At 39.1% G+C, this 26,750-nt stretch carries 24 protein-coding genes and 2 pseudogenes; 20 read left to right on the top strand and 6 right to left on the bottom strand.

The window, feature by feature from the left end; genetic code table 11:
- The first annotated feature begins 23 nt into the window (after positions 1-23).
- From truA to ACFPQ3_RS05610, 8 genes are all read left to right on the top strand, one after another.
- Positions 24-773: a tRNA pseudouridine(38-40) synthase TruA gene (truA, locus tag ACFPQ3_RS05645; protein ID WP_156806578.1), complete on the top strand. Its 750-nt coding sequence runs from the start codon at positions 24-26 to the stop codon at positions 771-773.
- Entirely contained in the window at positions 763-1,527 is a 765-nt protein-coding gene (locus tag ACFPQ3_RS05640; RefSeq protein ID WP_156806577.1) for a bifunctional hydroxymethylpyrimidine kinase/phosphomethylpyrimidine kinase, read from the top strand. The genes truA and ACFPQ3_RS05640 overlap by 11 nt, the downstream gene beginning before the upstream one ends.
- A complete protein-coding gene (locus tag ACFPQ3_RS05635) occupies positions 1,514-1,984 on the top strand; it encodes an ECF transporter S component (protein ID WP_156806576.1) in 471 nt (156 codons plus the stop codon). Before ACFPQ3_RS05640 ends, ACFPQ3_RS05635 begins: the two co-directional genes overlap by 14 nt.
- A gap of 309 nt (positions 1,985-2,293) precedes the next feature.
- Positions 2,294-3,067, top strand: coding sequence for a MurR/RpiR family transcriptional regulator (locus ACFPQ3_RS05630; protein WP_156806575.1), 774 nt, complete (start codon positions 2,294-2,296; stop codon positions 3,065-3,067).
- Complete coding sequence (locus ACFPQ3_RS05625) at positions 3,051-3,761, top strand: MurR/RpiR family transcriptional regulator (RefSeq protein WP_156806574.1); 711 nt, start codon at positions 3,051-3,053, stop codon at positions 3,759-3,761. Before ACFPQ3_RS05630 ends, ACFPQ3_RS05625 begins: the two co-directional genes overlap by 17 nt.
- Before the next feature lie 127 nt (positions 3,762-3,888).
- Positions 3,889-5,565, top strand: coding sequence for a glycoside hydrolase family 13 protein (locus ACFPQ3_RS05620; RefSeq protein ID WP_156806573.1), 1,677 nt, complete (start codon positions 3,889-3,891; stop codon positions 5,563-5,565).
- Complete coding sequence (locus tag ACFPQ3_RS05615) at positions 5,552-6,961, top strand: PTS transporter subunit EIIC (protein ID WP_156806572.1); 1,410 nt, start codon at positions 5,552-5,554, stop codon at positions 6,959-6,961. The genes ACFPQ3_RS05620 and ACFPQ3_RS05615 overlap by 14 nt, the downstream gene beginning before the upstream one ends.
- Before the next feature lie 347 nt (positions 6,962-7,308).
- A complete protein-coding gene (locus ACFPQ3_RS05610) occupies positions 7,309-7,872 on the top strand; it encodes a TIGR01440 family protein (RefSeq protein WP_156806571.1) in 564 nt (187 codons plus the stop codon).
- A 9-nt stretch (positions 7,873-7,881) separates the two neighbouring features.
- On the opposite strand, the gene ACFPQ3_RS05605 is transcribed toward ACFPQ3_RS05610, so the two are convergent.
- Positions 7,882-8,715, bottom strand: coding sequence for a mechanosensitive ion channel family protein (locus tag ACFPQ3_RS05605; RefSeq protein WP_156806570.1), 834 nt, complete (start codon positions 8,713-8,715; stop codon positions 7,882-7,884).
- Between the two features lie 95 nt (positions 8,716-8,810).
- On the opposite strand from ACFPQ3_RS05605, the gene tig reads away from it, so the two are divergent.
- From tig to ACFPQ3_RS05585, 4 genes are all read left to right on the top strand, one after another.
- Positions 8,811-10,094, top strand: a complete 1,284-nt coding sequence (tig, locus tag ACFPQ3_RS05600; protein ID WP_156806569.1) for a trigger factor — start codon at positions 8,811-8,813, stop codon at positions 10,092-10,094.
- Positions 10,095-10,426: 332 nt separating this feature from the next.
- Positions 10,427-11,236 carry a J domain-containing protein gene (locus tag ACFPQ3_RS05595; protein ID WP_156806568.1) on the top strand — a complete coding sequence of 270 codons (810 nt, stop codon included), beginning with the start codon at positions 10,427-10,429 and terminating at the stop codon, positions 11,234-11,236.
- Entirely contained in the window at positions 11,233-12,915 is a 1,683-nt protein-coding gene (locus ACFPQ3_RS05590) for a molecular chaperone HscC (RefSeq protein WP_156806567.1), read from the top strand. The genes ACFPQ3_RS05595 and ACFPQ3_RS05590 overlap by 4 nt, the downstream gene beginning before the upstream one ends.
- Positions 12,905-14,473, top strand: coding sequence for a hypothetical protein (locus ACFPQ3_RS05585; RefSeq protein WP_156806566.1), 1,569 nt, complete (start codon positions 12,905-12,907; stop codon positions 14,471-14,473). Before ACFPQ3_RS05590 ends, ACFPQ3_RS05585 begins: the two co-directional genes overlap by 11 nt.
- Before the next feature lie 226 nt (positions 14,474-14,699).
- Here the strand turns inward: ACFPQ3_RS05585 and ACFPQ3_RS05580 are convergent.
- Positions 14,700-15,449, bottom strand: a pseudogene (locus ACFPQ3_RS05580) (class I SAM-dependent methyltransferase).
- Positions 15,450-15,523: 74 nt separating this feature from the next.
- Here ACFPQ3_RS05580 and ACFPQ3_RS05575 point away from each other — a divergent pair.
- Entirely contained in the window at positions 15,524-15,919 is a 396-nt protein-coding gene (locus ACFPQ3_RS05575) for a single-stranded DNA-binding protein (RefSeq protein WP_156806565.1), read from the top strand.
- A 76-nt stretch (positions 15,920-15,995) separates the two neighbouring features.
- On the opposite strand, the gene pflB is transcribed toward ACFPQ3_RS05575, so the two are convergent.
- Entirely contained in the window at positions 15,996-18,323 is a 2,328-nt protein-coding gene (gene pflB, locus ACFPQ3_RS05570; RefSeq protein ID WP_156806564.1) for a formate C-acetyltransferase, read from the bottom strand.
- A 230-nt stretch (positions 18,324-18,553) separates the two neighbouring features.
- On the opposite strand from pflB, the gene dinB reads away from it, so the two are divergent.
- Positions 18,554-19,648: a DNA polymerase IV gene (gene dinB / locus ACFPQ3_RS05565; RefSeq protein WP_156806563.1), complete on the top strand. Its 1,095-nt coding sequence runs from the start codon at positions 18,554-18,556 to the stop codon at positions 19,646-19,648.
- Between the two features lie 82 nt (positions 19,649-19,730).
- Here dinB and ACFPQ3_RS05560 read toward each other — a convergent pair whose 3' ends face one another.
- Both ACFPQ3_RS05560 and yaaA read right to left on the bottom strand, forming a co-directional pair.
- Positions 19,731-20,213 (bottom strand): hypothetical protein, encoded by a 483-nt coding sequence (locus ACFPQ3_RS05560; RefSeq protein WP_156806562.1) that lies wholly within the window; start codon positions 20,211-20,213, stop codon positions 19,731-19,733.
- Between the two features lie 68 nt (positions 20,214-20,281).
- Entirely contained in the window at positions 20,282-20,995 is a 714-nt protein-coding gene (yaaA, locus tag ACFPQ3_RS05555; protein WP_156806561.1) for a peroxide stress protein YaaA, read from the bottom strand.
- A gap of 319 nt (positions 20,996-21,314) precedes the next feature.
- Here yaaA and ACFPQ3_RS05550 point away from each other — a divergent pair, with 319 nt between their 5' ends.
- The 6 genes from ACFPQ3_RS05550 (at position 21,315) to nusB (ending at position 24,745) form a co-directional block, all read left to right on the top strand.
- Positions 21,315-21,494 (top strand): hypothetical protein, encoded by a 180-nt coding sequence (locus ACFPQ3_RS05550; protein WP_156806560.1) that lies wholly within the window; start codon positions 21,315-21,317, stop codon positions 21,492-21,494.
- 84 nt (positions 21,495-21,578) lie between these two features.
- A complete protein-coding gene (locus ACFPQ3_RS05545) occupies positions 21,579-22,652 on the top strand; it encodes a M24 family metallopeptidase (protein WP_156806559.1) in 1,074 nt (357 codons plus the stop codon).
- A 10-nt stretch (positions 22,653-22,662) separates the two neighbouring features.
- Positions 22,663-23,118, top strand: coding sequence for a deoxycytidylate deaminase (locus ACFPQ3_RS05540; RefSeq protein WP_156806558.1), 456 nt, complete (start codon positions 22,663-22,665; stop codon positions 23,116-23,118).
- A 137-nt stretch (positions 23,119-23,255) separates the two neighbouring features.
- Positions 23,256-23,813, top strand: coding sequence for an elongation factor P (gene efp / locus ACFPQ3_RS05535; RefSeq protein ID WP_156806557.1), 558 nt, complete (start codon positions 23,256-23,258; stop codon positions 23,811-23,813).
- A 124-nt stretch (positions 23,814-23,937) separates the two neighbouring features.
- A complete protein-coding gene (locus ACFPQ3_RS05530; RefSeq protein ID WP_156806556.1) occupies positions 23,938-24,327 on the top strand; it encodes an Asp23/Gls24 family envelope stress response protein in 390 nt (129 codons plus the stop codon).
- Positions 24,320-24,745: a transcription antitermination factor NusB gene (gene nusB / locus ACFPQ3_RS05525; protein WP_156806555.1), complete on the top strand. Its 426-nt coding sequence runs from the start codon at positions 24,320-24,322 to the stop codon at positions 24,743-24,745. The genes ACFPQ3_RS05530 and nusB overlap by 8 nt, the downstream gene beginning before the upstream one ends.
- Before the next feature lie 133 nt (positions 24,746-24,878).
- On the opposite strand, the pseudogene ACFPQ3_RS05520 reads toward nusB, so the two are convergent.
- A pseudogene (locus ACFPQ3_RS05520) lies at positions 24,879-26,337 on the bottom strand (IS1182 family transposase).
- Positions 26,338-26,750: the final 413 nt, after the last annotated feature.

Here is a 26,750-nt window from a genome sequence, read left to right as displayed (position 1 = left end):
ATTTTCTTGCTATAATGCTAGTCATGACAAGATATAAAGCAATTATTTCATACGATGGTAGCGATTTTTCAGGTTTTCAGCGTCAGCCTCATGCGCGGAGCGTCCAAGAGGAAATTGAAAAGACTCTACAAAGACTTAATAGTGGTGTCCCAGTGACCATTCACGGTGCGGGGCGGACAGATGCAGGTGTTCATGCCTATGGTCAGGTTATTCATTTTGATTTGCCTCATGCGCGTGATGTGGAAAAGCTGCGCTTTGGCTTAGATACCCAGTGTCCAGATGATATTGATATTGTTGAGATTTCAATGGTTTCAGATGATTTTCATGCTCGCTACAATAAACATAGCAAGACCTACGAATTTCTTGTAGATACTGGTCGTCCCAAAAATCCTATGATGAGACGCTATGCCACTCATTATCCCTATCCAGTGGATTTGGCTCTGATGCAAGAAGCTATCAAAGACTTGGTAGGAAGGCATGATTTTACAGGATTTACTGCCTCTGGCACCAGCGTGCAAAACAAGGTTCGTACCATTACGGAAGCTAAAGTAGAAAGGGATATCCATACAGGCTTTCTTATCTTTACTTTCTCAGGCAATGGGTTTCTGTACAAGCAAGTTCGGAATATGGTGGGCACCCTTCTTAAAATCGGAAATGGACGCATGCCAATAAGTCAGATAAAAACAGTTTTAGAATCACAAGACCGCAAGCTAGCAGGGCCAACAGCTGCAGGTAATGGTCTTTATCTAAAGGAGATTAGTTATGAAGAGTAAGTACATTTTAGCTATTTCTGGTAATGATATTTTTAGCGGTGGCGGGCTTCACGCTGACTTGACTACTTATACCGTTAATGGTCTACATGGCTTTGTTGCCTTGACATGTCTGACTGCTATAACTGAGAATGGTTTTGAAGTTTTTGGTACAGACCCAAATATCTTTGCACATCAATTGGCTTCCCTCAAGGATATTCCTTTTGCAGGGATTAAACTAGGATTGTTACCTAATGTGGAAATAGCAGAGCAGGCATTGGATTTTGTAAAGGCTCATGCAGATATTCCGGTAGTTTTAGATCCGGTCTTGGTCTGCAAGGAAAGTCACGATGTTGAGGTCTCAGCTTTGCGTGACGAACTTCTCAAATTTTTCCCTTATGTGACCATTATCACACCAAATTTGGTAGAAGCTGAGCTATTGACCCAAAGCAAAATCGAAACGCTTAACGATATGAAGACAGCGGCTAAGAAATTGTATGAACTTGGTACTAAATATGTGGTGATTAAAGGTGGAAGTCGTTTAGATAGAGTTGTTGCGATGGATGTCTTCTATGATGGTAACGAGCTTATTGTTTTTGAAAGCCCTGTTCTTAATAGTAATAATATTGGTGCAGGTTGTACCTTTGCTTCCTCTATTGCCAGCTATTTAGTTGCTGATAAGTCAGCTCAGGAAGCTGTTCGTGATGCTAAAGCATTTGTGCATGCGGCGATTCAAAAATCTGACGATTATGGAGTGATTCAGTATGAAACAAACTAAGACAAGCGAGTTAACACTTCTGGCTGTGTTGACGGCGCTTAGCGTGGTACTAGCCTATATTCACATACCAACTCCGACAGGTTTTTTGACCTTGCTCGATGTGGGGATTTATTTTACTGCTTTTTACTTGGGTGATAAAGCTGGCATTGTAGTCGGCGGTCTGTCAGGCTTTTTGATTGATTTGTTGTTGGGATATCCGCAGTATATGATTCACAGTCTGATTGCCCATGGTGCGCAAGGTTTCTTTGCAGGTTGGACTGGGAAAAAACGCCTGCCTGGCATGGTTTTAGCAAGCGTGGCTATGATTGGTTGGTATGTAGTAGCAGCCCTACTTTTAGGTTATGGCTGGGGAGCTGCTGTGGCAGGTATTTTAGGTAATGTGCTACAGAATTTCTTTGGTATGGGGGCTGGTTATTTACTCTATCTAGCGTTTCAGCGCGTGGAAAGAAGAAAATAAACTAGATTTACAAGTATTAGAAAGATAGATGTGAGACTTTGTCTGTGACACCATTGACCGGTTGACGATTAAATCTAGCCAGTATTGATTCTGTGGATGGGGGACTGGTTTGATTAGGGAAATAGCAGTGCAGAAATGTTAGCCATTATTGACTAAAACCATGCAAAATAGTGCAGAGATTATAGTTGTTAAGAGACAAAATAACTAGATGAGAGTTAACTAAAGTAGAGAGGAATTCTCTGCTTTTTTGCTAGAAAAAGTGAGGCATCTTGAGTATAATGAAAAGTAAGACTAGGTGGAGGTGTTGCTGTGGATTTTATTAGTTTGGTGAATCGTTATTTTCAAACGCTAACAGCTCAAGAAAGAGAGATTATTGGCTATCTGCAGCAGGTGCAGGATTATTCTGGCTTAACAGCTCAGAGCTTGGCTGATGCTTGCTTTGTTTCTCGGGCTACCATTTCACGCTTGATTAAGAAGTTGGAATTAGATGGTTTTGCAGAGTTGAAGTTTTTGCTCAAAAATTTTCGACAGGAATCTAATACAACCTTAGAGAAAACATCTGTATTTGAAGAGGTTGTTCAATCCTATCACATGTATATTGACCAAATTTTTGAAAAACTAGATTTAAAAAACATTGTCAATCTTTTGTTGGAAACTGATGTGCTTTACCTCTATGGAACAGGAAATGAACAAAAGTTGGAAGTCGAAACCATGCGACACGTTTTTACGGCTTTAGGAAAACGCGTGGTAGTCTTTTTTGATAAAGGGGAATACGATTATGCCAAAGAATGTTTTAAAGAAAACGACTTACTGGTTCTCTTTTCTTATAAGGGAGAATCTCCAGAAGGGATTGCCATCTTAAAAGATAGTCAATTGTATCAATTGAAACGATTGGTATTTACTCAAACTTCGCAAAATACGATGGCTCAGTTGGCAGATTACCGATTATATGTTCCAACAGAATCCGTTCAGACACCGACCCGCTTGACCTATGAAGTGAGTACGACGTTTTATTTTATTATCGATCAACTCTTCTTTGATTATAAACAAGCGATTGGAGGATCTTATGACACTTCAAGATAGAATGCAGACCTGCCAATCTTCATTAACGGAAACCGATTGGCAAATCTACAATACTGTAATAGCAAGTGATGTCAGAACATTAACCTTAGCAGTCCTAGCTTCATCAGTTCATGTTTCAACTACAACTATTTTTCGATTTTGCCAAAAGCTAGGCCTATCTGGTTTTGGTGAATTGAAGGCTCTGTTGAAAAATCAAGAGAAAGCAGTGAAGGTGAGTCGGAAAGCTGTTCAAAATTCTTATCACGATATCGTCACCTACGTTCAAACATTAGATATTTCAGATTTACGACAAAAGCTCTTAACGACAGACTATATTTACCTATTTGCTGAGAGTGAGTTGGAGTTGCGCCTAGCCAAAGTTTTTCAACGTATCTTCTTTCCTTTTAAAAAGCCTGTGTTTATTTTACCCAACCGTCAGGCTTTGGAAAATTCATTGGTGCATATGGTAAACAATGTTCTAGTTATTTTTGCTTTGGACAAGGCAGAGCAGTTACCACTTTGTTTAAGGGATCATCATCGGATGTCCTCCATTTATACTTTGGTGTTGAGTGAAGTTCGTCAGGTTTCTTCCTTGTCTGATGTTCGTCTCTTAATTCCGTCCATTGTACCTGATGAAGCTTACCCGCCGGTTATGACACCTTATGTGCTTGCTTTGGAGATGCTTTATTTAAAATTGCAACTTGATAACAAATGATACTGTTTTACATTTTGCGTAAAAACGATTAAAAAAATAACCTGTTTTCAAAACTGCGGGGAAGTATTGCCTAGCGGTTTTTTTCTGTTTATAATACCTTTTGTAAGCGAAAACAAAGGAGAACAGTATGGAGAAAAAATGGTGGCAGTCAGAAATTGTCTATCAAATATATCCCAAGAGTTTTCAAGATAGTAATGGAGATGGTATCGGTGATTTGAATGGGATTACCAGTCGTCTTGATTACTTAGCAGATCTAGGGATTACCTGTATTTGGATTAGTCCGATTTTCAAGTCTCCCATGGCTGATAATGGCTATGATATTTCAGATTATTTTGACATCGCAAAAGAATTTGGAACGATGGAAGATTTTAAGGTTTTGATGGCCGAAGCCAAAGCCAGAGGCATTAAAGTTTTATTGGACCTCGTTGTCAATCACTCTTCAGATGAACACCCATGGTTTCAAGCAGCTCTTGCTGATCCTCAGTCTAAATATAGAGGGTATTACATTTTCAAGGAATCGGCTGAACGACCAAACAATTGGCGGTCCATCTTTGGTGGTAGTGTTTGGGAAAAACTACCGAACGAAGATGTTTATTATTATCACACCTTTCACAAGAAGCAGCCTGATTTGAATTGGGAAAACGCTGAGCTTAGAGAAGAGGTTTACCAGATGATTACCCAATGGCTTGAACTAGGTATTGCAGGTTTCCGAATTGACGCGATTACCTTCATCAAAAAGGATTTGAGTTTTCAGAGTATTGAACCAGATGGGGTGGATGGCTTAGCGAAATGCACCAAGGTTAGTCGTAATCAACCAGGTATTGAAGTCTTTTTGAAAGAATTGAATGAGCGTTGTTTCAAACCTTATGACGCTGTCACGGTTGCGGAAGCCCCAGGTGTTGAGTATGATCAGCTAGATGAGTTTATTGGTGAAGATGGCTTTTTCTCAATGATTTTTGACTTTAAAGCTGCCGACCTAGATGTGGTAAGTGGTAGTGAATGGTTTAAACCTGTTCAGTGGAAGCCAAAGGATTTGTTTGATAAATTTAAGGATTCTCAATTAGCAATTCAAAAAGTGGGTTGGGGTGCTCCTTTTATTGAAAACCACGATCAGAATCGTGCAACGACCAAGTATTTAAAAGAAGCTGAAAAAAATCCTAAGGCAGCTAAAGCTCTAGCCCTCATGTATTTCAATCTCTATGGAACACCCTTTATTTACCAAGGGCAAGAGATTGGCATGATTAATTTTAATCGAGAGGGACTTGAATCCTTTGATGATATTTCATCTATCGACCAATACCATCGTGGAATGGCAGAGGGATTATCAAGTGGCGAAGCGCTAGCTGTTATCAATTATCGCAGTCGAGATAACGCTAGAACCCCGATGCAGTGGGATGATAGCCAATATGTAGGATTTTCGACAGTAGCTCCTTGGCTTGCTATCACAGAACAATCTTTAGAACGTTCTGTTGCTGACCAAATCCATGATGAACAGAGCCTCTGGTATTTTTACAAAAAATTGATTGCCCTAAAAAAAATGCCGAGCTGTGAAACTTTGGTGTATGGGCAAATAGCATTTGTAGACTTAGAAAATCCAGAAGTTTTTGCCTATCGTCGCTTTGATGAGAAAAGTTCTTATCTGACTCTGGTTAATTTATCAAATCAAGAAGTAGAATTTCCGCTTGAAAACCCGATTGTAGACATTTTAATTGAAAATGGAGGCATGAGCCTCTCGCATCGTCATGTAACATTACCGCCTTATGGCGCAACTTTATTAAAGGAGACTACAAATGGAAACTATTAATTACCGTCAAATTGCAAGTGATATTCTTGCAATCGTTGGAAAAGAAAATATTGTTTCAGCAACGCATTGTGCAACACGTTTACGCTTGGTTGTAAAAAATCATGAAAGTATTGATACCAAAGCTATTGAAAAAGTTGATCAGGTCAAAGGAACCTTCTTTAACAGTGGTCAATATCAAGTCATTCTCGGAGCTGGTATTGTCAATAAAGTGTTTGAAGAATTGGAAACAATGAGTATCACAACACAATCAAAAGCTGATCAGGATGCTTACGTGAAGTCCCAAGAAAAGGGTGTAAAAGCTGTGATGAGAACTTTGGGAGATATCTTTGTTCCAATCGTTCCAGTCATTGCGGCTACAGGTCTTTTCCTAGGGGTGAAAGGTGTTGTGTTCAATGATAATATTCTCGGACTTATCGGCCTATCAACCGAAATTTTTCCACCGTATTTGAATCAATTAGTTAGCGTCTTGACCGATACTGCCTTTGGTTTCCTTCCAGCTCTTATCACCATGTCAGCCTTCCGTGTGTTTGGTGGAACACCAATGATTGGTTTAGTGTTAGGATTGATGCTAGTTGCTCCGCAATTGCCAAATGCTTACGCAGTAGCCTCTGGTGATACTGATGCTATTATGGTTGGAGGAATTCTTCCAGTGATGGGGGCACAAGGTTCGGTTGTGACGGCGATTTTAACTGGATTCTTGGGAGCTAAGTTAGAGCGTCAATTGCGTAAAGTGATGCCAAATTCTCTTGATCTTATTTTGACACCGTTTATCACCATGTTAGTGATGAGTGCTGTTGCTTTAATTGGATTTGCACCAGTTGTTCACTGGTTAGAAATGGGATTGATTGCCTTGACAAAAGGATTGATGAATCTCCCATTTGGTATTGGTGGTTTTTTCGTTGGAGCGACTTATCCGTTGGCTGTTATCACAGGGCTTCATCACATGTATGTTGTGATTGAAACATCATTATTAGCGAACACAGGTTTCAACCAATTGATTACCCTTTGTGCGATGTATGGTTTCTCTAACCTTGGTGCTTGTCTTGCTTTCTACACTTCCGCTAAGAATGATAAGGTTAAACAAACCGTTATGGGAGCGTTTATGTCACAACTTTTTGGTGTTAGTGAGCCAGTTTTATTTGGTCTTCATTTACGTTACAACTTAAAACCTCTTTATGTGATGCTTTTCTCATCAGGTATGGGCGCAGCGCTTCTGTCTATTTTCCATATCCAATCAAACTCATACGGTCTAGCTGTTTTACCGTCTTACCTCATGTACATTTATGACAACTATCAACTCATCGTTTACGTCCTTATTTCTATCGTTAGCATGGTGCTTTGTTTTATATTAACAAAAGCATTCGCTATTCCAGAAGAAATTCTCGTTGAAGATTAATACTCTATAAAAATCAAAATTATACATAAACAAAAACATTTTCTTTTTGATTTCCTCATGTGGTTGGTACGCCAGCAAACCTATGTTTTCATGGTCTTAACCACTACGGAGATTGGAGGATTGTCACATTCTGATTAGTGACGATAGTATCTAAAACGACAAAATCGCTATAATTGGGAATTTTCCACGCTATGGTGAAAGAAACGTTTTAAACTTCTTACGTTTGTTAGTCTATCAAAAATATTAGAGGTTCTAAAAATCTAATTTTAATTTTTAATGAGTATAAAAAGCGCTCTTAGGGGTGCTTTTTGCTATAATGATACTAATATGATAGAGGAGAATGACAAATGAATCTAGAGGAATTAGGTCTACAAACAAAAGCGATTGTGACAGACATTCTTGACCGCTCAGCTATTAAGAAAGGCCAAGTCTTTGTCCTTGGTCTATCATCTAGTGAAGTAGCTGGTGGTGTGATTGGGAAAAATTCCAGCTTAGAAATTGGTGAAGTGATTGTAAAGGCAATTTTAGAGGCCTGTACAGAGCATGGCGTTTACCTAGCCGTTCAAGGCTGTGAACACTTAAATCGTGCTTTGGTTGTGGAAGAAGATGTGGCTCTATCTAAAGGCTTAGAGATTGTTAACGTGTTACCGAGCTTGCATGCTGGAGGCTCAGGGCAATTAGCAGCTTTTAAATTCATGACACATCCTGTGGAAGTGGAAGAAGTCGTAGCGCATGCAGGGATTGATATTGGAGATACAGCGATTGGTATGCATATCAAACGAGTTCAAGTGCCTCTGCGTCCCATTCAACGTGAACTGGGAGGTGCTCATGTGACAGCTTTGGCAAGCCGTCCGAAATTGATTGGTGGTGCGCGTGCCCTCTATCAAGAAGATGAGATACGAAAAAACTAGGCTAGAGGCCTAGTTTTTAGTTGCTGTCGGTATAGTATTGGCAGTTGGAAGAGCTATTCCGGCTGCTACGAGAGCTTCTTGATAAAGTTTAAAGAAAACAGAATAGATGCGCTGTTGGTGTCCATTTTCCACAAACAGATCCACACGGAAGATAAATTGTCCAGTGGGGAGCGTGCGAGGGCCAATAAGATTGACTGGTCCTACGACTTCAGGGTGCTTTGCTAAATGAGTCTGATTGATCTCGGTGATGATAGATGAAATCATTTCCAAATCACTATGAGCAAAGACTGGCAAATCAATTTGTACCCGCATATTGCCTCGTGATTTATTGCTAACGATGGTAATATTGCGGTTGGGAATAAAATGCAAGGTGCCATCAAAGCCACGAATTTGAGTCGTGCGGATACCAACGCTTGACACATAGCCAGTAATGGAGCCAATTTCAATGGATTCACCGACGTCGAATTGATTTTCCAAAAGGATAAAGAAACCATTTAGAACATCAGATAAGAAGCCTTGTGCACCAAGGCCGATAGCAACCCCGGCGATTCCTGCTCCTGCAAGAAGGCTAGAGACAGGTACTCCGATAATGGTTAACGCCCAGTAAACCAAAATAAAGTACAAGGCATAATTTAACGCGCTATGTATAAGCTTAACCAATGTTTTTTGACGAGCAGGGGTACTTTGAGAAAATGCCAGTGATTTTTTAATAGTATGCTTAAAAGCAAAATGGCAGAGTCGTTTAGTTAGTGTGAAAAGAAGGAGCAAAAGAAGAAGTGAGACGAGTTTTGTCCCAAGTTCTTCTAAGTGCCAAGAGATAAGGTAATTTTCAATGATTTTCATAGTTCTAGTTTACCAAAAAGTAACGTAAAAAACTTTAAAAAACTCATAAAATATGATAAACTAAGCTGTATAACATTTTTTAAGGAGAATGACTAATGTCAGTATCATTTGAAAACACAGCGACTAATCGCGGTGTCATTACATTTACAATCAGCCAAGGGCAAATCAAACCAGCTCTTGATAAAGCATTTAACCGTATTAAAAAAGATTTGAACGTTCCAGGTTTCCGTAAAGGGCAAGTCCCACGTCCAATCTTTAACCAAAAATTTGGTGAAGAAGCACTTTATGAAGATGCTTTGAACAGCATCCTTCCAGCAGTTTATGAAGCAGCAGTTGCTGAACTTGAGCTTGATGTTGTTGCTCAGCCCAAAATTGATGTGACCTCAATGGAAAAAGGTCAAGACTGGACAATCACAGCTGAAGTTGTGACAAAACCTGAAGTTAAACTTGGGGACTACAAAAACCTTGCGGTTGAAGTGGAACTTTCAAAAGAAGTATCTGATGAAGAAGTTGACGCAAAAGTTGAGCGTGAGCGCAATAACTTAGCAGAATTAGCAGTTAAAGACGGTGCAGCAGAAAACGGCGACACTGTTGTGATTGACTTTGTTGGTTCAGTTGATGGTGTTGAATTTGACGGTGGTAAAGGTGAAAACCATTCCCTTGAGCTTGGTTCAGGCCAATTTATCCCAGGCTTTGAAGAACAACTTGTAGGGGCTACAGCAGGTGACGAAGTAGAAGTTAAAGTAACTTTCCCAACTGAGTACCATGCAGAAGATCTTGCTGGTAAAGATGCTGTATTTGCAACTAAAGTTAACGAAGTTAAGGCTAAAGAAGTTCCAGCTCTTGACGATGAACTTGCAAAAGATATCGATGAAGAAGTTGAAACACTTGATGAATTGAAAGCGAAATACCGTAAAGAACTTGAAGCATCTAAAGAAATTGCCTTTGATGACGCTGTTGAAGCAGCAGCTATCGAACTTGCTGTTGAAAATGCTGAAATCGTTGAACTGCCAGAAGAAATGGTACATGACGAAGTTCACCGTGCAATGAACGAATTCATGGGTAATATGCAGCGTCAAGGTATCTCACCAGAAATGTATTTCCAAATTACAGGTACCACTCAAGATGACCTTCATAAACAATACGAAGCAGACGCTGACAAACGTGTGAAAACTAACCTTGTTATCGAAGCAATCGCTAAAGCAGAAGGTTTTGAAGTATCTGACGAAGATATCGAAAAAGAAGTCACTGATCTTGCAACTGAGTACAACATGGAAGTTGAACAAGTTCGTTCACTTCTTTCAGCAGATATGCTCCGTCATGACATTACAATGAAAAAAGCAGTTGAAGTCATCACATCAACTGCAACAGTAAAATAAAATGATTTAGAGAGTGATACAGAAGTCAGGATTTTAAAATCCTGACTTCCTTTCGCTCTCTGTTTTTTTATGTTTAGACTAAAACTGTCCAGTTGCAGGACAGGCTTCCAATCAACAACTGCGTCAAGCTGTCTTTACTTTAAGAGGTCGGAATACTTTTTCAGTCTCTTTTTAGGGTCTATTTTTCAGAAATTTTAGATTTTTAAGTTATTTTTCGTTATAATGAAGAGGAGTTATTGGCGGAATTGGCTGATGATTTGTAGGCGGCTAGAAAAAATAGCAATTTTGCACTGTTCGAGTTTGTACTAGGGACAAGGGATGAGGAATGATGTATGGGTAATATTTGGGATGTGTTAGGTATTGGACAAACAACTAATCAAGAACAGATTAAGGTAGCTTTTGCAGAAAAGCTCAAACAATACCATCCAGAGGATGATCCAGAAGGATTTAAAGCACTGCAACAAGCCTATAAGAAGGCGATGGCTGAGGCGAAAGGTAGTCGTAATCGCTCCACGAGGCAGCAGAGGCAATCGGAGCAGTTTGAAGAACAGAGGACGGTGTGGGAAACCTATGAGGAAACGAAACCAGAGACTGCTTATGATTTTTCTGGTCTTGATGGAGATGATACAGAACTGTCGCACGACGAAGAGTTATCGTCACAGGAAACAGTTTATGATTTTTCAGACATAGAACCTGATAACCAGCAGCGAGAAGAAACAACCGGTTCTTCTTTTGATGAGACCTTTCAAGATTGGAAAGTCGATTTTGATGACGACGATGATGTCTCGGAGTTTTGGGATGACATGGCAGAGCAGTTTAGGGAGGCTGAAGCAGTTGAAACCTTGTTAGATGAACTCTGTGCTAGACTAGGGGTGCTATTTACATTTGAGCAGTTTAATCAACTGTTAGCTGTTTATCATGACCATCCTCTCTTTCAGAAAGAATCGGTTAAACGAGGGCTAGAAGCTCATTGCTTAAATGCTTTTGTCGTTGGAACATGGAAGGCTAGAAGTCTTGTGGTAGAGAGATGTGAAAAGCTCGGGATGTCAACGTTAGCTTCTTATTTACAGCGTATTGGCTTATCAGAGCAAGCTTTGAAATTGAAAAAGGATACAACACTTGAAGGGTGGGAAAAAGGATGATTTTAGGTATTGATTTAGGAACGACAAATTCACTAGCTGCGGTGTGGCGTAATGGTAAAGTTGAGCTAATTCCCAATCATTTTGGAGAGTATTTGACTCCATCTGCCGTAGGGCTTTCAGATGAAGGTGAATTGATTGTTGGTAAGCTAGCCAAAGAGAGACTCATTACCCATCCGCAGTCAACCCAATCACGATTCAAGCGTTTTATGGGAACTCAGAAAAAATTACGGCTAGGTGATAAGGAATATTTAGCTGAGGAATTAAGTAGTTTTGTATTACGCAAATTAATTGAAGATGCAGAAAGCTATCTAGGTGAAACGGTAGAGGAAATCGTGGTTAGTGTACCGGCATACTTTAATGACGAACAGAGAGCAGCAACTAAGGTAGCTGGGCAGTTGGCAGGAGTGAAGATTGATCGTATTATCAATGAACCTTCGGCAGCAGCGCTTGCCTTGCATCGTAAACGTCAAGAAGATGCCACCTATCTTATTATTGATTTTGGTGGTGGTACGCTGGATATTTCAATTGTTGATGCCTTTTTAAATGTTATTGAAATTGTAACTGTGGCAGGAGACAATCATCTTGGAGGAGAAGACTTTACACAAGCTATTGTCGATGATTTTTATAGCGCGTGGCCAACCGTGAGAGCCGACATCTCAGCTGAGGAATCTGCGCAGCTTTATCAAGAAGCTGAAAAAGTGAAACAAACTTTAGACAAAGAGGAAACGGCAAGTTTTCGTTTAATGGTTGGCAAAGAATGGTTTAGTTATCATTTGACTCAGGAACGTTTTTTAGCCATTTCAAAACCCTTGTTGAATCGCATTCAAAAACCGATTCGTCGTGCCTTACGTGATGCGGAATTAACGGTAGAAGATGTTGATGATGTTATTCTCGTTGGTGGTAACACCAAGATGCCTCTGATTCAAAATTATTTATCTTATCTTCTTAAGCGTTCAGTGCGTATTGAGGTTAATCAGGATCAGGCCATCGCTCTTGGATGTGGTGTTTTGACCGGTATTAAAGCACGTAATGAAGACATCAAAGATATGGTCTTAACGGATATTTGTCCGTTTACACTTGGTATTGAAATCGTTGGCGATGTGATGTCTCCCATCCTAGAACGGAATGCTGTGTTACCAAGTTCGAAGGTTGGAACCTATTACACCACACAATTAGGGCAAACCGAGATTAAACTAACCATCTTACAGGGAGAAGAATACCGTGCCAGTAATAATATCAGATTAGGTACACTTGATGTCCAAGTGCCGCTTAACCATAAGGAGTACGAAAGTGTAGATGTTCGCTTTTCCTACGATATTAATGGTATTTTAGAAGTAGATGTTATCGTAAATTCGACAGGAGCAACTTATCAAAAAGTCTTTTTAAGAGATAATAAGCAGTTATCGCAAGAAGAAATAGCAGAGCGCAGAGAACATTTAGCTAGTTTAAAAAGCCACCCCAAAGATCAAGAGGTTGTTCAGCTCTTATTATCACGGGGGCAGCGTTTATTCTCAGATAGCACAGGAAATGATCGTGATTTTCTTACAGGATGCATTCGCCACTATGAGGAAATTTTGGAAACTCAAGACCTGCGTAAAATCAAAAAGGGAACAGAATTGTTTAAACGCCAACTAGATGCGGTTGAAGAAAGAATTTGGGGAGGTGGCAATGGTTTCTAAGAGTCTATTTACAGGACTTGGGGAATTTGCTTATAAAGCTCATGATAACCAAAAGCGATTCCTTAATTTAGCGACACGAACGCAACAGCAACAAATTTTAGCGAGACTAACACTAGAGGATATTGAGAATATCTCGGATGAATCCTTGATTTATCTTATGTTGAAACTACTAAATACTCATCGTAAGACCTATTATGATGCTGCTATTGTTCAAGCGCTACGTCAACGTTTAAAGGCATTGGCAGGAGAGCAAAAAAAGTGGGTAGATAGAGATCGTTACCTGACTATTCTCTTTAAATTGGGCCAGTTCGTTTTGTTGGTTTGGGGCATGATATTATTTTTAATGTTATGTCACGCTGGTTTTGATAGGGAAAGTGTCAAAGAGGTAACCCTATTAACGTTACTGTTATTGTTGGCCTCTTTGACCGGTTTTTCAGTGCTAAATCGCTTAAGACAACGGGTAAGCTCCACGAACCATCCTTTTTACTTCAAGGAAGCTTCAGGAAGACGCTTAGTGATTTTAGGGGCGACTGCTGTCTTTTTTCTAGGACCAATCTCTCTTTTGTTGTTTCTAATAGCAGACTTGGCTGGTGTTTTTCCTTATGTCATTAGTCTCATCTTACTTCAATTAGTCCGTTTTGGCATGGCCAAAGAGGTGAATCGTAGTTTTTTTACTTATCATACAAAAGGCCGTGGTTTTGTATTACTGCTGATTGGATTAGCACTGATCATGATTATTAGGCTACTAACAGGGCTGTTTGCTGGTGATTTTCTAACGGTTCTGCCTGTTCTGCTAGCAACTTTGATAGGCGCTTTTTTCTTTTTTGGTGGCCATAGATATCATTGGATCCATTCGGTCTATAAGAAGGATATCAGAATGGATTTGCCCAAGATATTATTATTTTTTCTTAAAGAATGGCTGTATTACAGTATTTTTGTCTCTCTAGCTACCTTTTTCAGTGTTAGCATTTATTATGATACTTATCACCTCACATTAATTGGTTTTCTTTGGAGTTTGGTGACAATAATGGTGAATCTATTCGTGACTTATAACCGCCGTGTAAGAGTCAAAGAAAAGATGGAACACTCCGAAGACTATAAGCAGGTGGTGGATTATTTTCGAACACTTCAAGCTATTTCTGGTAAAGAACGAAAATTGTCTAAGGAACTTACCGTTCCCGATAAGTTTTGCCTACTCAGTCGATTTTATGATGATCTGACCGCAGGTGGTCTGGTTGCTGTTTTGACAGATCGGGTGTTGGTCCCTCGGATGGCTGATCTTGAAAAGGTATTAGAAGAGAACCATTGTCAGTATGCCCTAGAACGTCTGTTGTGGGCCAAGTCACTTTACAAAGGGGATTGGTATGCCTTGGAAACATTATCTGAGAAGCAATTGTCTCCTGTTATTCAAGATTTAAGAAACTTACTTCAGAGTGAAGAGCATTATACCGCAGTCGGCCATCAGTCAGCTCTTTTAAATGATATGGTGCCAATGTTGGTGTGGAAAACTTATCTACTATACCTTAACCATAAAGAGGCGTTTTCAAGTGTTTTTTAAGAAGTAGGACATCTCTTTGTCCAACAGATTTAGTGGTCCCCTTATCTAATCAGTAAAAGACATCGCATGACGTTCTAAAAAAACGCTGATGTGATGCCTTTTTTAGTGTATTCATTTTTTGACAAAAGGGACGGCAATGTGATTTTATGGTAAATTGAAAATAGATTAGGATAAAGAATAGAATAACTAATAGTATTAGATTGGATCAAAATGATTCATCTATGTCCTATTCTTGATTCAAATAACTATAAAAATTTCTTTGTTGGTTCTTTACAAGCGTGACATGTTGCCAAAATGAAACATCTTTATAAGGGTTTAAATCAGCAACGGCTAATTCTGCTTTTACCAAGTTATCAAGCCATCCCTCTTCTGATTTGACGGAGTTTGGTTGTAAGGCGTAGAAAGTGCGCAGCCCACAGTAATTTTGGATTCTGAGAGAGGTGTATTCTTTTAAATCATTAAAATCATACGTCGCTCCATTAGCAAAAGAGAGACTTTCGTAGTCCTTGCCATCTAACAAATCTAAAGCAAGGTTGACATTGTTGGTGAAAATCACAGCCTGCATGACCTTACCAGCTTGATTATGTTTAATCAGAGAAAGTTGCCCACCAGATGTCAATAAACGTTCAAATTCACTGAAATAGCTTGGTCGCTCATCTTCTGGGATATATTCCATGACATTGTGACAGATGATGACATCAAATTGCTCGCTTGCTAACTGTTTCAATGCCTTCAAAGAGCCATGAATTTTAGTAAAGGTCTGAGCTTTGTTGGCAAATAACATATCGGCATTAGGTTCGATAGCCGTGACGGTATTTTCTTGGGATAAATGCTGGGCAGTCAAGCCGAAACCAGCTCCAAAATCAAGTATTCTTTTTCCTTTGATATTTTTTCATTGAGCAAAAATTAATTCATACATAATTTTGCCCCAAGGTTGAGCGAGCATCTCTTTATAAGTTTCTAAATTAACAGACATCTGAGCCTCCTTTTTTGTCATTATGTCACATTTTTAATTTCTCTTACGAATAGTAAGATAAGGAGGTACAAAATATGTACAATAAAGTGATTATGATTGGGCGTTTAACGTCTAATCCTGAGATGGTTAAGACAGCCACAGATAAAGCTGTTTCTCGAGTAACGGTGGCAGTTAATCGCCGTTATAAGTCTAGTTCTGGTGAACGTGAAGCAGACTTTGTCCAAGTTGTTTTCTGGGGGCGTCTAGCAGAAACTCTTGCAAGCTATGCGTCAAAAGGTAGCCTTGTTTCAATTGATGGTGAGTTGCGGACTCGTCAGTATGAAAAAGCAGGGCAGAAACATTATGTGACAGAAGTGTTAGGTCATGGTTTCCAGTTGCTAGAAAGTCGTGCCCAACGTGCTATGCGAGAAAATAACGTTGTGGATGAATTGGCTGATTTGGTCTTAGAAGAAGAGGAATTGCCATTTTAAAAACTAAGAAAAAATCTAGGATGGATTTCCTAGATTTTTCTATTTAGTCACTGAACATGACTTTTCTGAAATAGGATTAGTTACCTGAAACTTCAGAAGCGTAATCATCCATTGAAAGAACTTCGTGGAAGACACGTTGAGTCAATTCAGTTTTTTGTTCTTTAGTGAGGTATTTAGTGTTTACGCAGTATCCAGAGATACGAACGATAACATCTTCACCATCCATGATTTTCTTGTAAACGTCATTCAAGTCCATAACGTTCAAGTTAACATGTTGACCACCGTTTTCAAAGTAACCATCAAGGATTGTTACCAAGTTATCAACTTGTTCATCATGAGTTTTACCAAGAGCACGTGGTGATACTTGAGTTGTCAACGAGATACCATCAGCAGCATATGAGAAGTCAAGGCTTGACAATGCGTTCAAGTTTTGCAACCAACCACCTTTAGCTTTGTTTGATGGGTTAGCACCTGGTGAGAAGAACTCAAGTTGTGACAAGTTAGTTGTACCGTCTTCGTTGAGGAAGACACCACGGTGAACTGGAGAGTTACCAGTTTGTTTAGAGTAAGCAACGTTTGAAGTGATTGTAAGAAGTGACACAGTTGCTTCAGCGTTCTTATAAAGTTTGTGGCTGCGAAGACGAGTTGTGTAAGCTTCAATCAACCATTCAGCCAATTCATTTGAACGAGGATCGTCTTCACCCCAACGTGGGTATTCACCAATTGTTTCGTAGTCGTAGATGTAACCATCTTCGTCACGGATTGGTTTAACAGTAGCGTATTTAATAGCTGACAAAGTATCAACAGTATTTGCAAAACCACAGATACCGAATCCCATGTTAGCACGTTGGTGACTTGGCAAGAATGCCATTTGAACGGCTTCGTAGTTGTATTTATCAGTCATGTAGTGAATGATGTTAAGAGCGTCTACGTAAGTGTCAGTCAACCAGTCAAGTGATTTTTCAAAGTTAGCTTTAACAGTATCGAAGTCAAGAACGTCATCAGTAACTGGCTCGATGTCAAATACTTTATAGTCTTTGTGAACATCGTCATAACCACCGTTAAGACCAGTAAGAAGAGCTTTAAGGACGTTTACACGAGCACCGAAGTACTGAATGTTGTGACGTTGTTCTTCATTTTCTGGGTCAAGTGGAGATACACAACATGAGATACATGACATTTCACCGTAACCATCTTTAGCCATTGTTGTTACACCTTCGTATTGGATAGAAGAGTGTTTGTGGCTCATGTGCATACAGTAACGACGGAATGCGTATGGCAATTTATCAGTCCAAAGAACTGTCAAGTTTGGCTCTGGAGAGTTACCGATGTTATCAAGAGTGTTCAAGAAACGGTAGTCCATTTTAGTAACACGATGACGACCGTCGTTACCCATACCAGCCATAGATGTTGTGATGAATGTTGGGTCACCTGAATAAAGTGCGTCGTATTCTTTAGTACGAGCAAATTTAACTGTACGAAGTTTCATAACGAAATCATCAACGAACTCTTGGATTTCACTTTCAGTGTAAGTACCACGAGCAAGGTCACGTTCTGCATAAACATCAAGAACGATTGGCACACGTCCAAGAGAAGTAGCAGCACCGTTGATGACACGACATACAGCCATGAATGCGATGTTAGTCCATTGGATAGCTTCTTTAGTATCGTAAGCAGGACGACGAACATCAACACCGTAAAGGTCACCAAGGCGAACAACCTGTTGCAATGCTTGGTATTGCATGTTGATTTCTTCACGAAGACGAATGGTTTCTTCGTCGATTTCAGTGATTGCATTCCAGTCGTTAACTTTTTCTTGCATCAAGTAGTCAGCACCGTACAAAGCAAGACGTGCGTAAACCCCGATGATACGTCCACGTGAGTAAGCGTCTGGAAGACCAGTAACTGTGTGAGCGTGACGAGCACGACGGATATTTGAAGTGTAAGCGCGGAAGATACCGTCATTTACAGTTGTAACGTGTTTTGTGTAAATTTCGTGAACGGCTGGGTCTGGCTCATAACCATGTTCTTTAAGAGCTGTTTCAGCCATACGGATACCACCTTTTGGCATGAAGTTCAATTTGAACAATTGGTCATTTTGAATACCGAAGATCAATTCATCTTCTTTAGAGATGTAACCAGCGTCAATGTCGGCGATTGAAGTTGGGCGTGTATCCATTGGGAAACGTCCTTCAGCTTCATAACCAGCTTTTGTTTCATCTACGATTTTTTTGATTTTGAGTGAGCGTTCAGTTGGACCAGCCAAGAATGACTCATCGCCATCATAAGGTGTGTAGTTTGCTTGAACGAAACGAGAAATGCTAGCTTTTTCTTTCCAGTCAGTTCCTTTAAATCCGTCCCAAGCTTTTTCAAAAACATCAGTGTTTGTTTTGACAGTTGCCATAATAGGTCTCCTTAAAATTCTAGTAACAAAATCATCTGTTACAATTTACGAATTCATTGTATCACACAGTAAACGGTTTCAGCAAGCATAAAACTTGACAAAAAGACTTTTCTTTTGTAATACAGTTCTTTGATTTTTTATAATCTGTACTATAAATTTGAAAATATATGAAAGAAATGTAAAAGTGTTATAATAATGTTGTAGTATTTACAGAAAGAAGGCGATTGCTGGTGTTGATTTTTCCTCTCATCAATGACATATCACGGAAAATTATTCATATTGACATGGATGCTTTTTTTGCTGCGATTGAAGAAAGGGATAACCCTGATTTGAGAGGGAAGCCAGTTGTGATTGCTAAAAATCCTCTGGAAACCGGCGGACGAGGTGTAGTCTCAACCTGTAATTATGAGGCAAGAAAATACGGTATTCGCTCTGCTATGTCTAGTAAAGAAGCCTACGAACGTTGCCCACGAGCGATTTTTATTTCTGGAAATTATAGTAAGTACCGTGAAGTTGGGATGCAGATTCGTGAGATTTTTAAGCGCTATACAGACCTTGTTGAACCACTTTCTATTGACGAAGCATACCTTGATGTGACAGATAATAAGTTAGGGATTAAATCTGCTATCAAAGTGGCAAAACTCATTCAACATGATATTTGGCAAGAGGTCCACCTAACCTGTTCGGCAGGCATTTCCTATAATAAATTTCTGGCAAAGTTGGCATCAGATTTTGAGAAACCAAAAGGTTTAACCTTGATTTTACCAGAGGAAGCGGAGGCTTTCCTAGATAAATTGCCTATTGAAAAATTTTATGGTGTGGGTAAAAAATCAGTAGGACGCCTTCATGAAATGGGTGTTTTTACAGGCAAAGATTTAAGACAAATTCCAGAAATGACCTTAATTGACACCTTTGGTCGATTTGGCTATGACCTTTATCGCAAAGCTAGAGGGATTTCAAATAGCCCTGTTAAACCCAATCGTATCCGCAAATCCATCGGAAGCGAGAGAACCTATGGTAAATTGCTTTATGATGTCGAAGATGTCAAGTTAGAGCTTTCTAAAAATGCACGCCGTGTGGCAGATGTTTTAGAAAAAAATGGCAGGGCAGGAAAAATTGTGGTTATTAAAGTTCGCTATTCTGATTTTTCAACCCTGACAAAGCGTACAACACTCCCTGTTGTTACCAAGGATTTTGAAATTATCGAACGAGTAGCACATGAAATATATGATAGCTTAGATGATAGCATTTTAGGAATTCGTCTTTTGGGGGTGACGGTGACGGGGCTAGAAGATAAAGAGGAAGAAGTACTCTTAGATGTTTAAAAACAAAAAAGTGAGTGCCTCTCGACTTCTGATTAACAGAAATAGAGGACACTCACTTTAGCTTATTCGAAGATGATTTCTATTAGTGCTCAGCATTTTTTTCTTTAAGTGTTTGAGCCTTTCTGAGCGTAAAGACATGGAAGAATCCAAAAAGGAGAAGCCAAACTGGAGCTAATAAGGATATTGTACCTAGCAACAAAAACTCTAAAACAACAGAGATAATTGCCCAACCAATACCGATATAGTAAACAGTATAACTAATCTTGTCGTCCAACTCTTTGTTAGCTTTGCTTCTGTTAATAAGAGCCAAGGTAGCGATAACAATAGTAATGACAATTCCTAAACCAAAGGTAAAAAAGGCAAACGGAGTTGTACTTTGGCGTAATGCTTCTAAGGTAATTTCATCAAGGCTAGCATAAATCTCAGGTTGCTTTTCCATAGCAAGTTTACTCATTAGGCCACCGAGTAATGAAAAAAGAAAGAGGACGGCATTTAGAATATAGAGTATTCCAATTACTGTATTCCAAGTTGTAAAAGATTGGCGAACTTTTTCGTATGAAATCATTAAAAAATCTCCCTGACTTATTTTGATGATACAAGTATATCAAAAATGAAAGGGTTTGTAACGGTTTGTCAGGCTTTTTTCACAAAAATTAATTGATTTTCCGAAGAAAGGTCTTTTCGGTAATGAAAATCAGCGAATGTGAGTTTTGTCAAATCAGCGATAGTCCGAGCTTTTTGAGTAAGTGCCTGACTGAGAAAAGCTCCTCGAGCTTTTTTAGAAATGGTCGAGTGTGTTTTGAGTTGACCGTTTTTATCTTCCATAAAAGTCACCGTTATCAATTGCTTTTTGATAGAGGTGGAAAAAATATCTAAAAACTCGCTAGATAATAAGGATACGATGGTCTCTTGTTGTGTGGCAAAGGCGTCGTAATCAGGCCTCCAAAATTCTTTTAGTGACATGTTGTTAACCTTAATTTTGGTATGAAAATCATGGCGGTGCTCTGCTATTGGCTCCAGCGCATGAATTATCCCGTAAAACGAAGAGGTGATATAAACAGGGCTTTGCTTTGAAATGACATTTTTATCTAGATGTCGGTACATTAAACCATTAAAAAGTGATATGGCAGGATAAGCAGGTGCAGAATTCTCCTTGATAGCCTGCCAGCGCGTGGCTTCTTTTGGGGCTGCTGCTTCTGAGATTTTGTAAGCTTTCGCAAGTTCTTCTAAAGATAGTGCGGACATTTCTTGGGCAATAGCAGAGCTTTTTTCAGAAAGCTGGTGTGGCAAAGTTTCTTTAGGGATTTTCATCTCTTTTGCCGTTGGGATAAGATAGGTTAATGGCATAGTGTTCTCCATAGATGTGATATAATAAGTTTAGCAAAACTTTATGAAGAATGCTATTTAGGAGATGTTTATGAGGAAAACAGTAACTGCAGAGACGAACAAATGAGTTGGTTGTCTTAGGGGAGTTGCCTAGCAATTTTAGGGATGTTCTTCCTTTTAGTTCTATTTATTTTTTTCTGGATATTAGATGGAAAGCGAAAAGATTGTGCTAACAGAGAAATTTTAGTCCGTCAATCATCTCTATACTTCATACTTCTATAACTACTATGAAAATGTTGAAACCATCCAATACGATAACTTTCATGTAGGCTCATATGGTTTGGGAAATCATACCTATGATTTTGATATTACGGTCAATGGCAGAGCGGAATTTGAGTTAGGCATGCTTTGGGATTATCAGATTAGTGAAGGAGAAAAAGTTACTGTCTGGGAGAGCAACACTAGCCTGATGAGAGAGAAAACCATTCCCACAGAAGAAAAAACATACCAGATGAGGTAAAAATTATTGACAATACAGATTGAGTGCTCTAAAGCAGCAAAAATCTGTTACAATAAAAACAATTAAATTTCTGAGGAGGAAAACATGCAAACCTATCTTCAAGCTCGTGTTACCAATTTTCAAACTAAACTTGTTCAAACCGATGTTGACGCTATTTTGGTAACGAATTTAACAAATATCTACTATTTAACTGGTTTTTTTGGAACAGCTGGAACAGTGTATATTTCTGAGAAAAGACGCCTCTTTTTAACGGACGCGCGCTACAGTTTAATGGCTAAAAAAATAGTCCAAGGTTTTGATATTATTGAAACAAGGGCTCCGCTGACTGAGATTGCCAAGATAGCAGTAGAAGACGGTCTATCTCGTCTGGGTTTTGATAGCCAAATCAGCTATGCTTACTATCAGCAGTTGCAGGAAACGTTTTCGGGTGTTGTCTTGGTTCCTCAAACCAATTTTACAGAAGAATTACGGATGATTAAGGATGCTATCGAAGTAGAGACCATTTCCAAGGCTTGCTCGATTTCTGATAAAGCATTTTTAGATGTACTAGACTTTATTAAACCTGGACAGACAACAGAACTTGATGTGGCCAATTTCCTAGATTTCCGTATGCGAGAATACGGTGCTTCTGGTATTTCTTTTGAAACCATTGTAGCATCAGGTTATCGTTCGTCTATGCCTCACGGCCGTGCTGGTGATAAAGTGATTGAAAACGGTGAAACACTGACTCTAGATTTTGGATGTTATTACAACCATTATGTTAGTGATATGACTCGGACGATTCATATTGGACAGGTAACAGACCAAGAACGCGAAATTTATGATATTGTCTTACGGGCAAATAAAGCTCTCATTGAAAAAGCGCAGGCTGGCTTGAGTTATCGTGATTTTGATGCTATTCCTCGTCAAGTAATCAATAATGCAGGCTACGGTGACTACTTTACACATGGGATCGGACACGGTATCGGGTTAGACATTCACGAAGAGCCATATTTTGGTAAATCTGATGAAACCATTAAGGCTGGTATGGTCTTGACGGATGAGCCAGGTATTTATCTTGAAGGCCAGTGTGGTGTTCGTATTGAAGATGACCTGCTCATTACTGAAACAGGCTGTGAAATCTTAACTCTCGCACCAAAAGAATTGATTGTCATTTAGGAGGTAAGTTATGGAAGAAAGACTTTCATGGCAAGATTATTTTATGGCAAATGCAGAGCTGATTTCGAAGCGTTCAACATGTGACCGTGCCTTTGTCGGTGCCGTTTTAGTAAAAAATAATCGAATCATTGCCACAGGTTATAATGGTGGTGTCTCTGCCACTGATAATTGCAATGAAGCAGGGCATTATATGGAGGATGGTCACTGTATTCGTACCGTTCATGCTGAAATGAATGCACTCATCCAATGTGCCAAAGAAGGCATTTCGACAGATAACACAGAGGTTTACGTTACTCATTTTCCATGTATCAACTGTACCAAGGCGCTGCTTCAAGCAGGAATAACTAAAATCACCTACAAATCAAGTTACCGACCGCATCCCTTTGCCATTGAGTTGATGGAGAAAAAAGGCGTTGCTTATGTGCAACATGATGTACCGAGTATCCACTTAGGAGAAGGACTTTAGGAAAAGGAATCAGTAATAAGGCTATTTTTATTTAAATAAGTCCTGTTATTTCTTCGTGTCTATAAAAATCTTGAGTAATACTAGCTTTTATGCTAAAATGAAGTGATAAAAATTGAAAATAAAGAGGTAATCTACTAATGATCGAAGCAAGTAAATTGCGTGCAGGTATGACTTTTGAAACAGAAGGTAAATTAATTAAAGTTCTTGAGGCAAGCCATCACAAACCTGGTAAAGGTAATACAATCATGCGGATGAAACTTCGTGATGTACGTACAGGTTCAACATTTGATACGACATACCGTCCAGATGAAAAATTTGAGCAAGCTATTATTGAAACAGTCCCAGCTCAATACCTTTACAAAATGGATGGGACAGCGTTCTTCATGAACACAGAAACCTATGACCAATACGAAATCCCAGAAGTAAATGTTGAAAATGAACTGCTTTACATCTTGGAAAACGCTGATGTTAAAATCCAATTCTACGGAACCGAAGTGATTGGAGTTACTGTACCAACAACAGTTGAATTGACAGTTACTGAAACACAGCCTTCAATCAAAGGTGCTACTGTAACAGGATCTGGCAAACCAGCAACCATGGAAACAGGACTTGTAGTAAACGTCCCAGACTTTATTGAAGCAGGTCAAAAATTAGTTATTAATACAGCAGAAGGTACTTACGTATCACGTGCTTAATATTTTGATGGTATTTGACGCTATTAGGCAACAAGGGAATGCTTGAGAGTTAATGGTGGCAAGGTAATCTATCATTCCAAAACAACAATCAAAAGTATAAAAACTCTAGAAAGGAAAGAAAGATATGTCAACAGCAACAATTGGTGAAATCGTTATTTCTCCGCGTGTGCTTGAAGTGATTACTGGCATTGCAGCAACAACTGTTGAAGGAGTTCATTCGCTTCATAATAAAGCAGTCGCAGATACTTTGAGTAAAACCTCTTTAGGGCGCGGTGTTTATCTAAACACTTCAGAGGATGGGACAGTATCAGCAGATATCTATGTACAATTGCAATATGGCATTAATGTTCCTGCGGTCTCTATGGCAATTCAACAAGCCGTGAAAACAGCGGTCTATGACATGGCAGAAGTAACAATTGATGCCGTTAATGTCCATGTTGTTAAAATAGTTCCTGCTAAAACACCAAAACCAGATGTTAAAGCACTTTTTGATGAGGATTTCCTTGATGACTGATAATTTTAAACATTCTCGTCGAGATATCCGTGAGCGTGCTTTCCAAGCTCTATTTAGTCTAGAGTTTGGAGGAAATCCCATACAGGCTGGTGAGAATGCTTATCGCTATGACAAACATGAAGGATTTGATCAAGACGTACCGGTTTTTCTCCTTAGTTTGATTAAAGGAGTTCAGGATCATCAAACAGATTTGGATAAAAAAATAGCAGAGTATCTCAAAAAAGGATGGAGTTTGGATAGGTTGACGCTTAATGACAAAATTTTGTTGCGTTTAGCTCTCTATGAAATGCAATATGAAGATACGCCAGATCGTGTTGTTATTAATGAAATCATTGATATTGCTAAAAAATATTCAGATCATATATCCGCAAAATTTATTAATGGCATTTTAACAAACTTTATTGTTGAAACTGATTGAGTTGTGTTCATAACAATAACAATGAGATTGTAGTTTTACGAGCTCACTGAAAAAGTAAAAGCTGTACGATCTGCCTGAACCAAAAAAAGAGGAATCTATTGCATAATTGGGGTAGATTCCTTTTTGCTTTTCCTTATTTTTGATTTATTAGAGTGATAATCCTCTTCATATTAACAACAATGAGGTTGTTGCGGCTTGTAACTCCATGTTGAAAAGACCTGATGCCCTAGCCACATCAAGACCGTGCCTGTTTTTAAGTTCCGCATTTTTGGCTTTCTATCTTGTAGCGATGCTTGAAATTTTCTTTGAAATAAGGTTTTTCTTGAAACCTCTTCTGAAAAAAGATGTTCAGCGCTTTTAAGGGTTATCGAGTAGGGGTTATCCTTAGCACCTTCTCTATAACATCCCATTTTGAAGGGCAGGTTTGACAGTGGTTAATATCAAAATAGTGGGTTTCCTGAGGGTTATATGTTCCCGCCTTTCACCCTGTTTTTGCCTTCCTTATGGCCATATGTCCCTCAAGACAAACAAAGAAACCTGCATCCTTGTTATAGAAAAGCGCATCTTCCTTCTTACGGAAGCCTTTTGAAACAGCTGGATGTAGTTTAGCGACTAAATGCACTTTTTCTTTTTTGGTAAATTCAATATTATTCTTCCCAGAGTAGGCCTTATCCCCAACAATTGCTTCAATGGTGACACCATTATTCTTAGATTTTTGATATAACTCTTCTAAAACAGGGCCATCACTTTTTTCACCAGACGTCACCACACAGGCGGTGATAATGTGCTCATCTGTCATGGCTAGATGCTCTTTATATCCGTAAAAGGAAGTATCCGCACTTTTATAACCAATTCTTGCCTCTTCCTTAACAGAGGACTCCAAGCGCTCTAAGTCATCCTCTACAGTTTCTTTTAGGTCATTGAATTTCTGTGAGATAGCAGGCAAGGCTAGGAGTTCATCGTGTTTTTCAATCATAGCCATTAGTTTCTCAGTATAAACCAACTCTGTTTCAAGGGAATCTTCTTGCGTTTTATTGGGAAAATCAGATGCGATATCCTCCGAATACCGATAAATCGTTTTGCTCAAGGATTTCGAGCGTTCTCGGAGGATTTCTTGCGGCTTCTTGTATTTGTAGTGAGCTTTGGTATGGGTCGCATCCACAATGAGGAATATGACTTTTAATCAAGCCAAGTTCTAGCGCAATTTGGACGGATTTAGCGATGAGTAAATCAAGTAAGCCTTGGTCTTTTATTCGCAGTTTTCGAAATTTAGTCAATGAAGACGATTCAATGACAGGGTCTTCAGGAGCTAGACCAAAGAAGTATTTGAAGGCCATATCGGAAAAGGAGCGTTCCACCACATCTATATCGGACAACTGATAGATGTCGTTTAATAGGAGATGCTTGAACATCATGATGGGAGAGTAGGCACGACGTCCAAAGTCTGGACGATAATTCTTTTCAAGCTCGTCATAAACAAAGCTAAAATTACAGAGTTCCGTTAACTGACGTAAAAAATGAGTTTTAGGAACAATAATATCATATATATTAGAATAGGGACTAACCTCTAAAGTCAACTGATTATCAAGCATACTATCACCTTAACTTTAGTACAGCAAAAAAACATCAAACGATGACTTTCTCAGTGGGCTCGAGTTTTACCAATCTCTCTTTTAATTTCTTATTATAAAGTTGACTGAAAGAGACAAAATTTTAGAATACGGAAAAATAAATAACAATGTAACACTATTATTTTGTGCTTTTTAGAATCAAAAGAAGAACAAAGGTTTGAGTTTTTGCCCATTTTGTAGAAATCTGGCAAAGTTGTTATTCAATTCACTGATATGTAAAGCCCTTTGTCAAGTAAAAACAATCAAGCTTAGAAAAAATTGAACGCATCTGGAAAGAGTCTAAATCTTAGCTCCGGGCATTGGCCATTCTGATATTCGTGGATTGGTTACCTACAGGTCAATGGTTCTGCCGCGAGTCCTACTCTCTATAAGCG

This window comes from Streptococcus caledonicus, from assembly GCF_042656225.1.
GTDB lineage: Bacteria > Bacillota > Bacilli > Lactobacillales > Streptococcaceae > Streptococcus > Streptococcus caledonicus.
Note: the sequence above shows the minus strand (reverse complement) of the source record. Positions and strands in the feature narration are given on the sequence as shown.

Bases quoted from the DNA above. Each gene is read 5' to 3' on its own strand.
- truA (WP_156806578.1), top strand. From the start codon at position 24: ATGACAAGATATAAAGCAATTATTTCATACGATGGTAGCGATTTTTCA.
- ACFPQ3_RS05640 (WP_156806577.1), top strand. From the start codon at position 763: ATGAAGAGTAAGTACATTTTAGCTATTTCTGGTAATGATATTTTTAGC.
- ACFPQ3_RS05635 (WP_156806576.1), top strand. From the start codon at position 1,514: ATGAAACAAACTAAGACAAGCGAGTTAACACTTCTGGCTGTGTTGACG.
- ACFPQ3_RS05625 (WP_156806574.1), top strand. From the start codon at position 3,051: ATGACACTTCAAGATAGAATGCAGACCTGCCAATCTTCATTAACGGAA.
- ACFPQ3_RS05620 (WP_156806573.1), top strand. From the start codon at position 3,889: ATGGAGAAAAAATGGTGGCAGTCAGAAATTGTCTATCAAATATATCCC.
- ACFPQ3_RS05615 (WP_156806572.1), top strand. From the start codon at position 5,552: ATGGAAACTATTAATTACCGTCAAATTGCAAGTGATATTCTTGCAATC.
- ACFPQ3_RS05610 (WP_156806571.1), top strand. From the start codon at position 7,309: ATGAATCTAGAGGAATTAGGTCTACAAACAAAAGCGATTGTGACAGAC.
- ACFPQ3_RS05605 (WP_156806570.1), bottom strand. From the start codon at position 8,715: ATGAAAATCATTGAAAATTACCTTATCTCTTGGCACTTAGAAGAACTT.
- tig (WP_156806569.1), top strand. From the start codon at position 8,811: ATGTCAGTATCATTTGAAAACACAGCGACTAATCGCGGTGTCATTACA.
- ACFPQ3_RS05595 (WP_156806568.1), top strand. From the start codon at position 10,427: ATGGGTAATATTTGGGATGTGTTAGGTATTGGACAAACAACTAATCAA.
- ACFPQ3_RS05590 (WP_156806567.1), top strand. From the start codon at position 11,233: ATGATTTTAGGTATTGATTTAGGAACGACAAATTCACTAGCTGCGGTG.
- ACFPQ3_RS05585 (WP_156806566.1), top strand. From the start codon at position 12,905: ATGGTTTCTAAGAGTCTATTTACAGGACTTGGGGAATTTGCTTATAAA.
- ACFPQ3_RS05575 (WP_156806565.1), top strand. From the start codon at position 15,524: ATGTACAATAAAGTGATTATGATTGGGCGTTTAACGTCTAATCCTGAG.
- pflB (WP_156806564.1), bottom strand. From the start codon at position 18,323: ATGGCAACTGTCAAAACAAACACTGATGTTTTTGAAAAAGCTTGGGAC.
- ACFPQ3_RS05560 (WP_156806562.1), bottom strand. From the start codon at position 20,213: ATGATTTCATACGAAAAAGTTCGCCAATCTTTTACAACTTGGAATACA.
- yaaA (WP_156806561.1), bottom strand. From the start codon at position 20,995: ATGCCATTAACCTATCTTATCCCAACGGCAAAAGAGATGAAAATCCCT.
- ACFPQ3_RS05545 (WP_156806559.1), top strand. From the start codon at position 21,579: ATGCAAACCTATCTTCAAGCTCGTGTTACCAATTTTCAAACTAAACTT.
- ACFPQ3_RS05540 (WP_156806558.1), top strand. From the start codon at position 22,663: ATGGAAGAAAGACTTTCATGGCAAGATTATTTTATGGCAAATGCAGAG.
- efp (WP_156806557.1), top strand. From the start codon at position 23,256: ATGATCGAAGCAAGTAAATTGCGTGCAGGTATGACTTTTGAAACAGAA.
- ACFPQ3_RS05530 (WP_156806556.1), top strand. From the start codon at position 23,938: ATGTCAACAGCAACAATTGGTGAAATCGTTATTTCTCCGCGTGTGCTT.
- nusB (WP_156806555.1), top strand. From the start codon at position 24,320: ATGACTGATAATTTTAAACATTCTCGTCGAGATATCCGTGAGCGTGCT.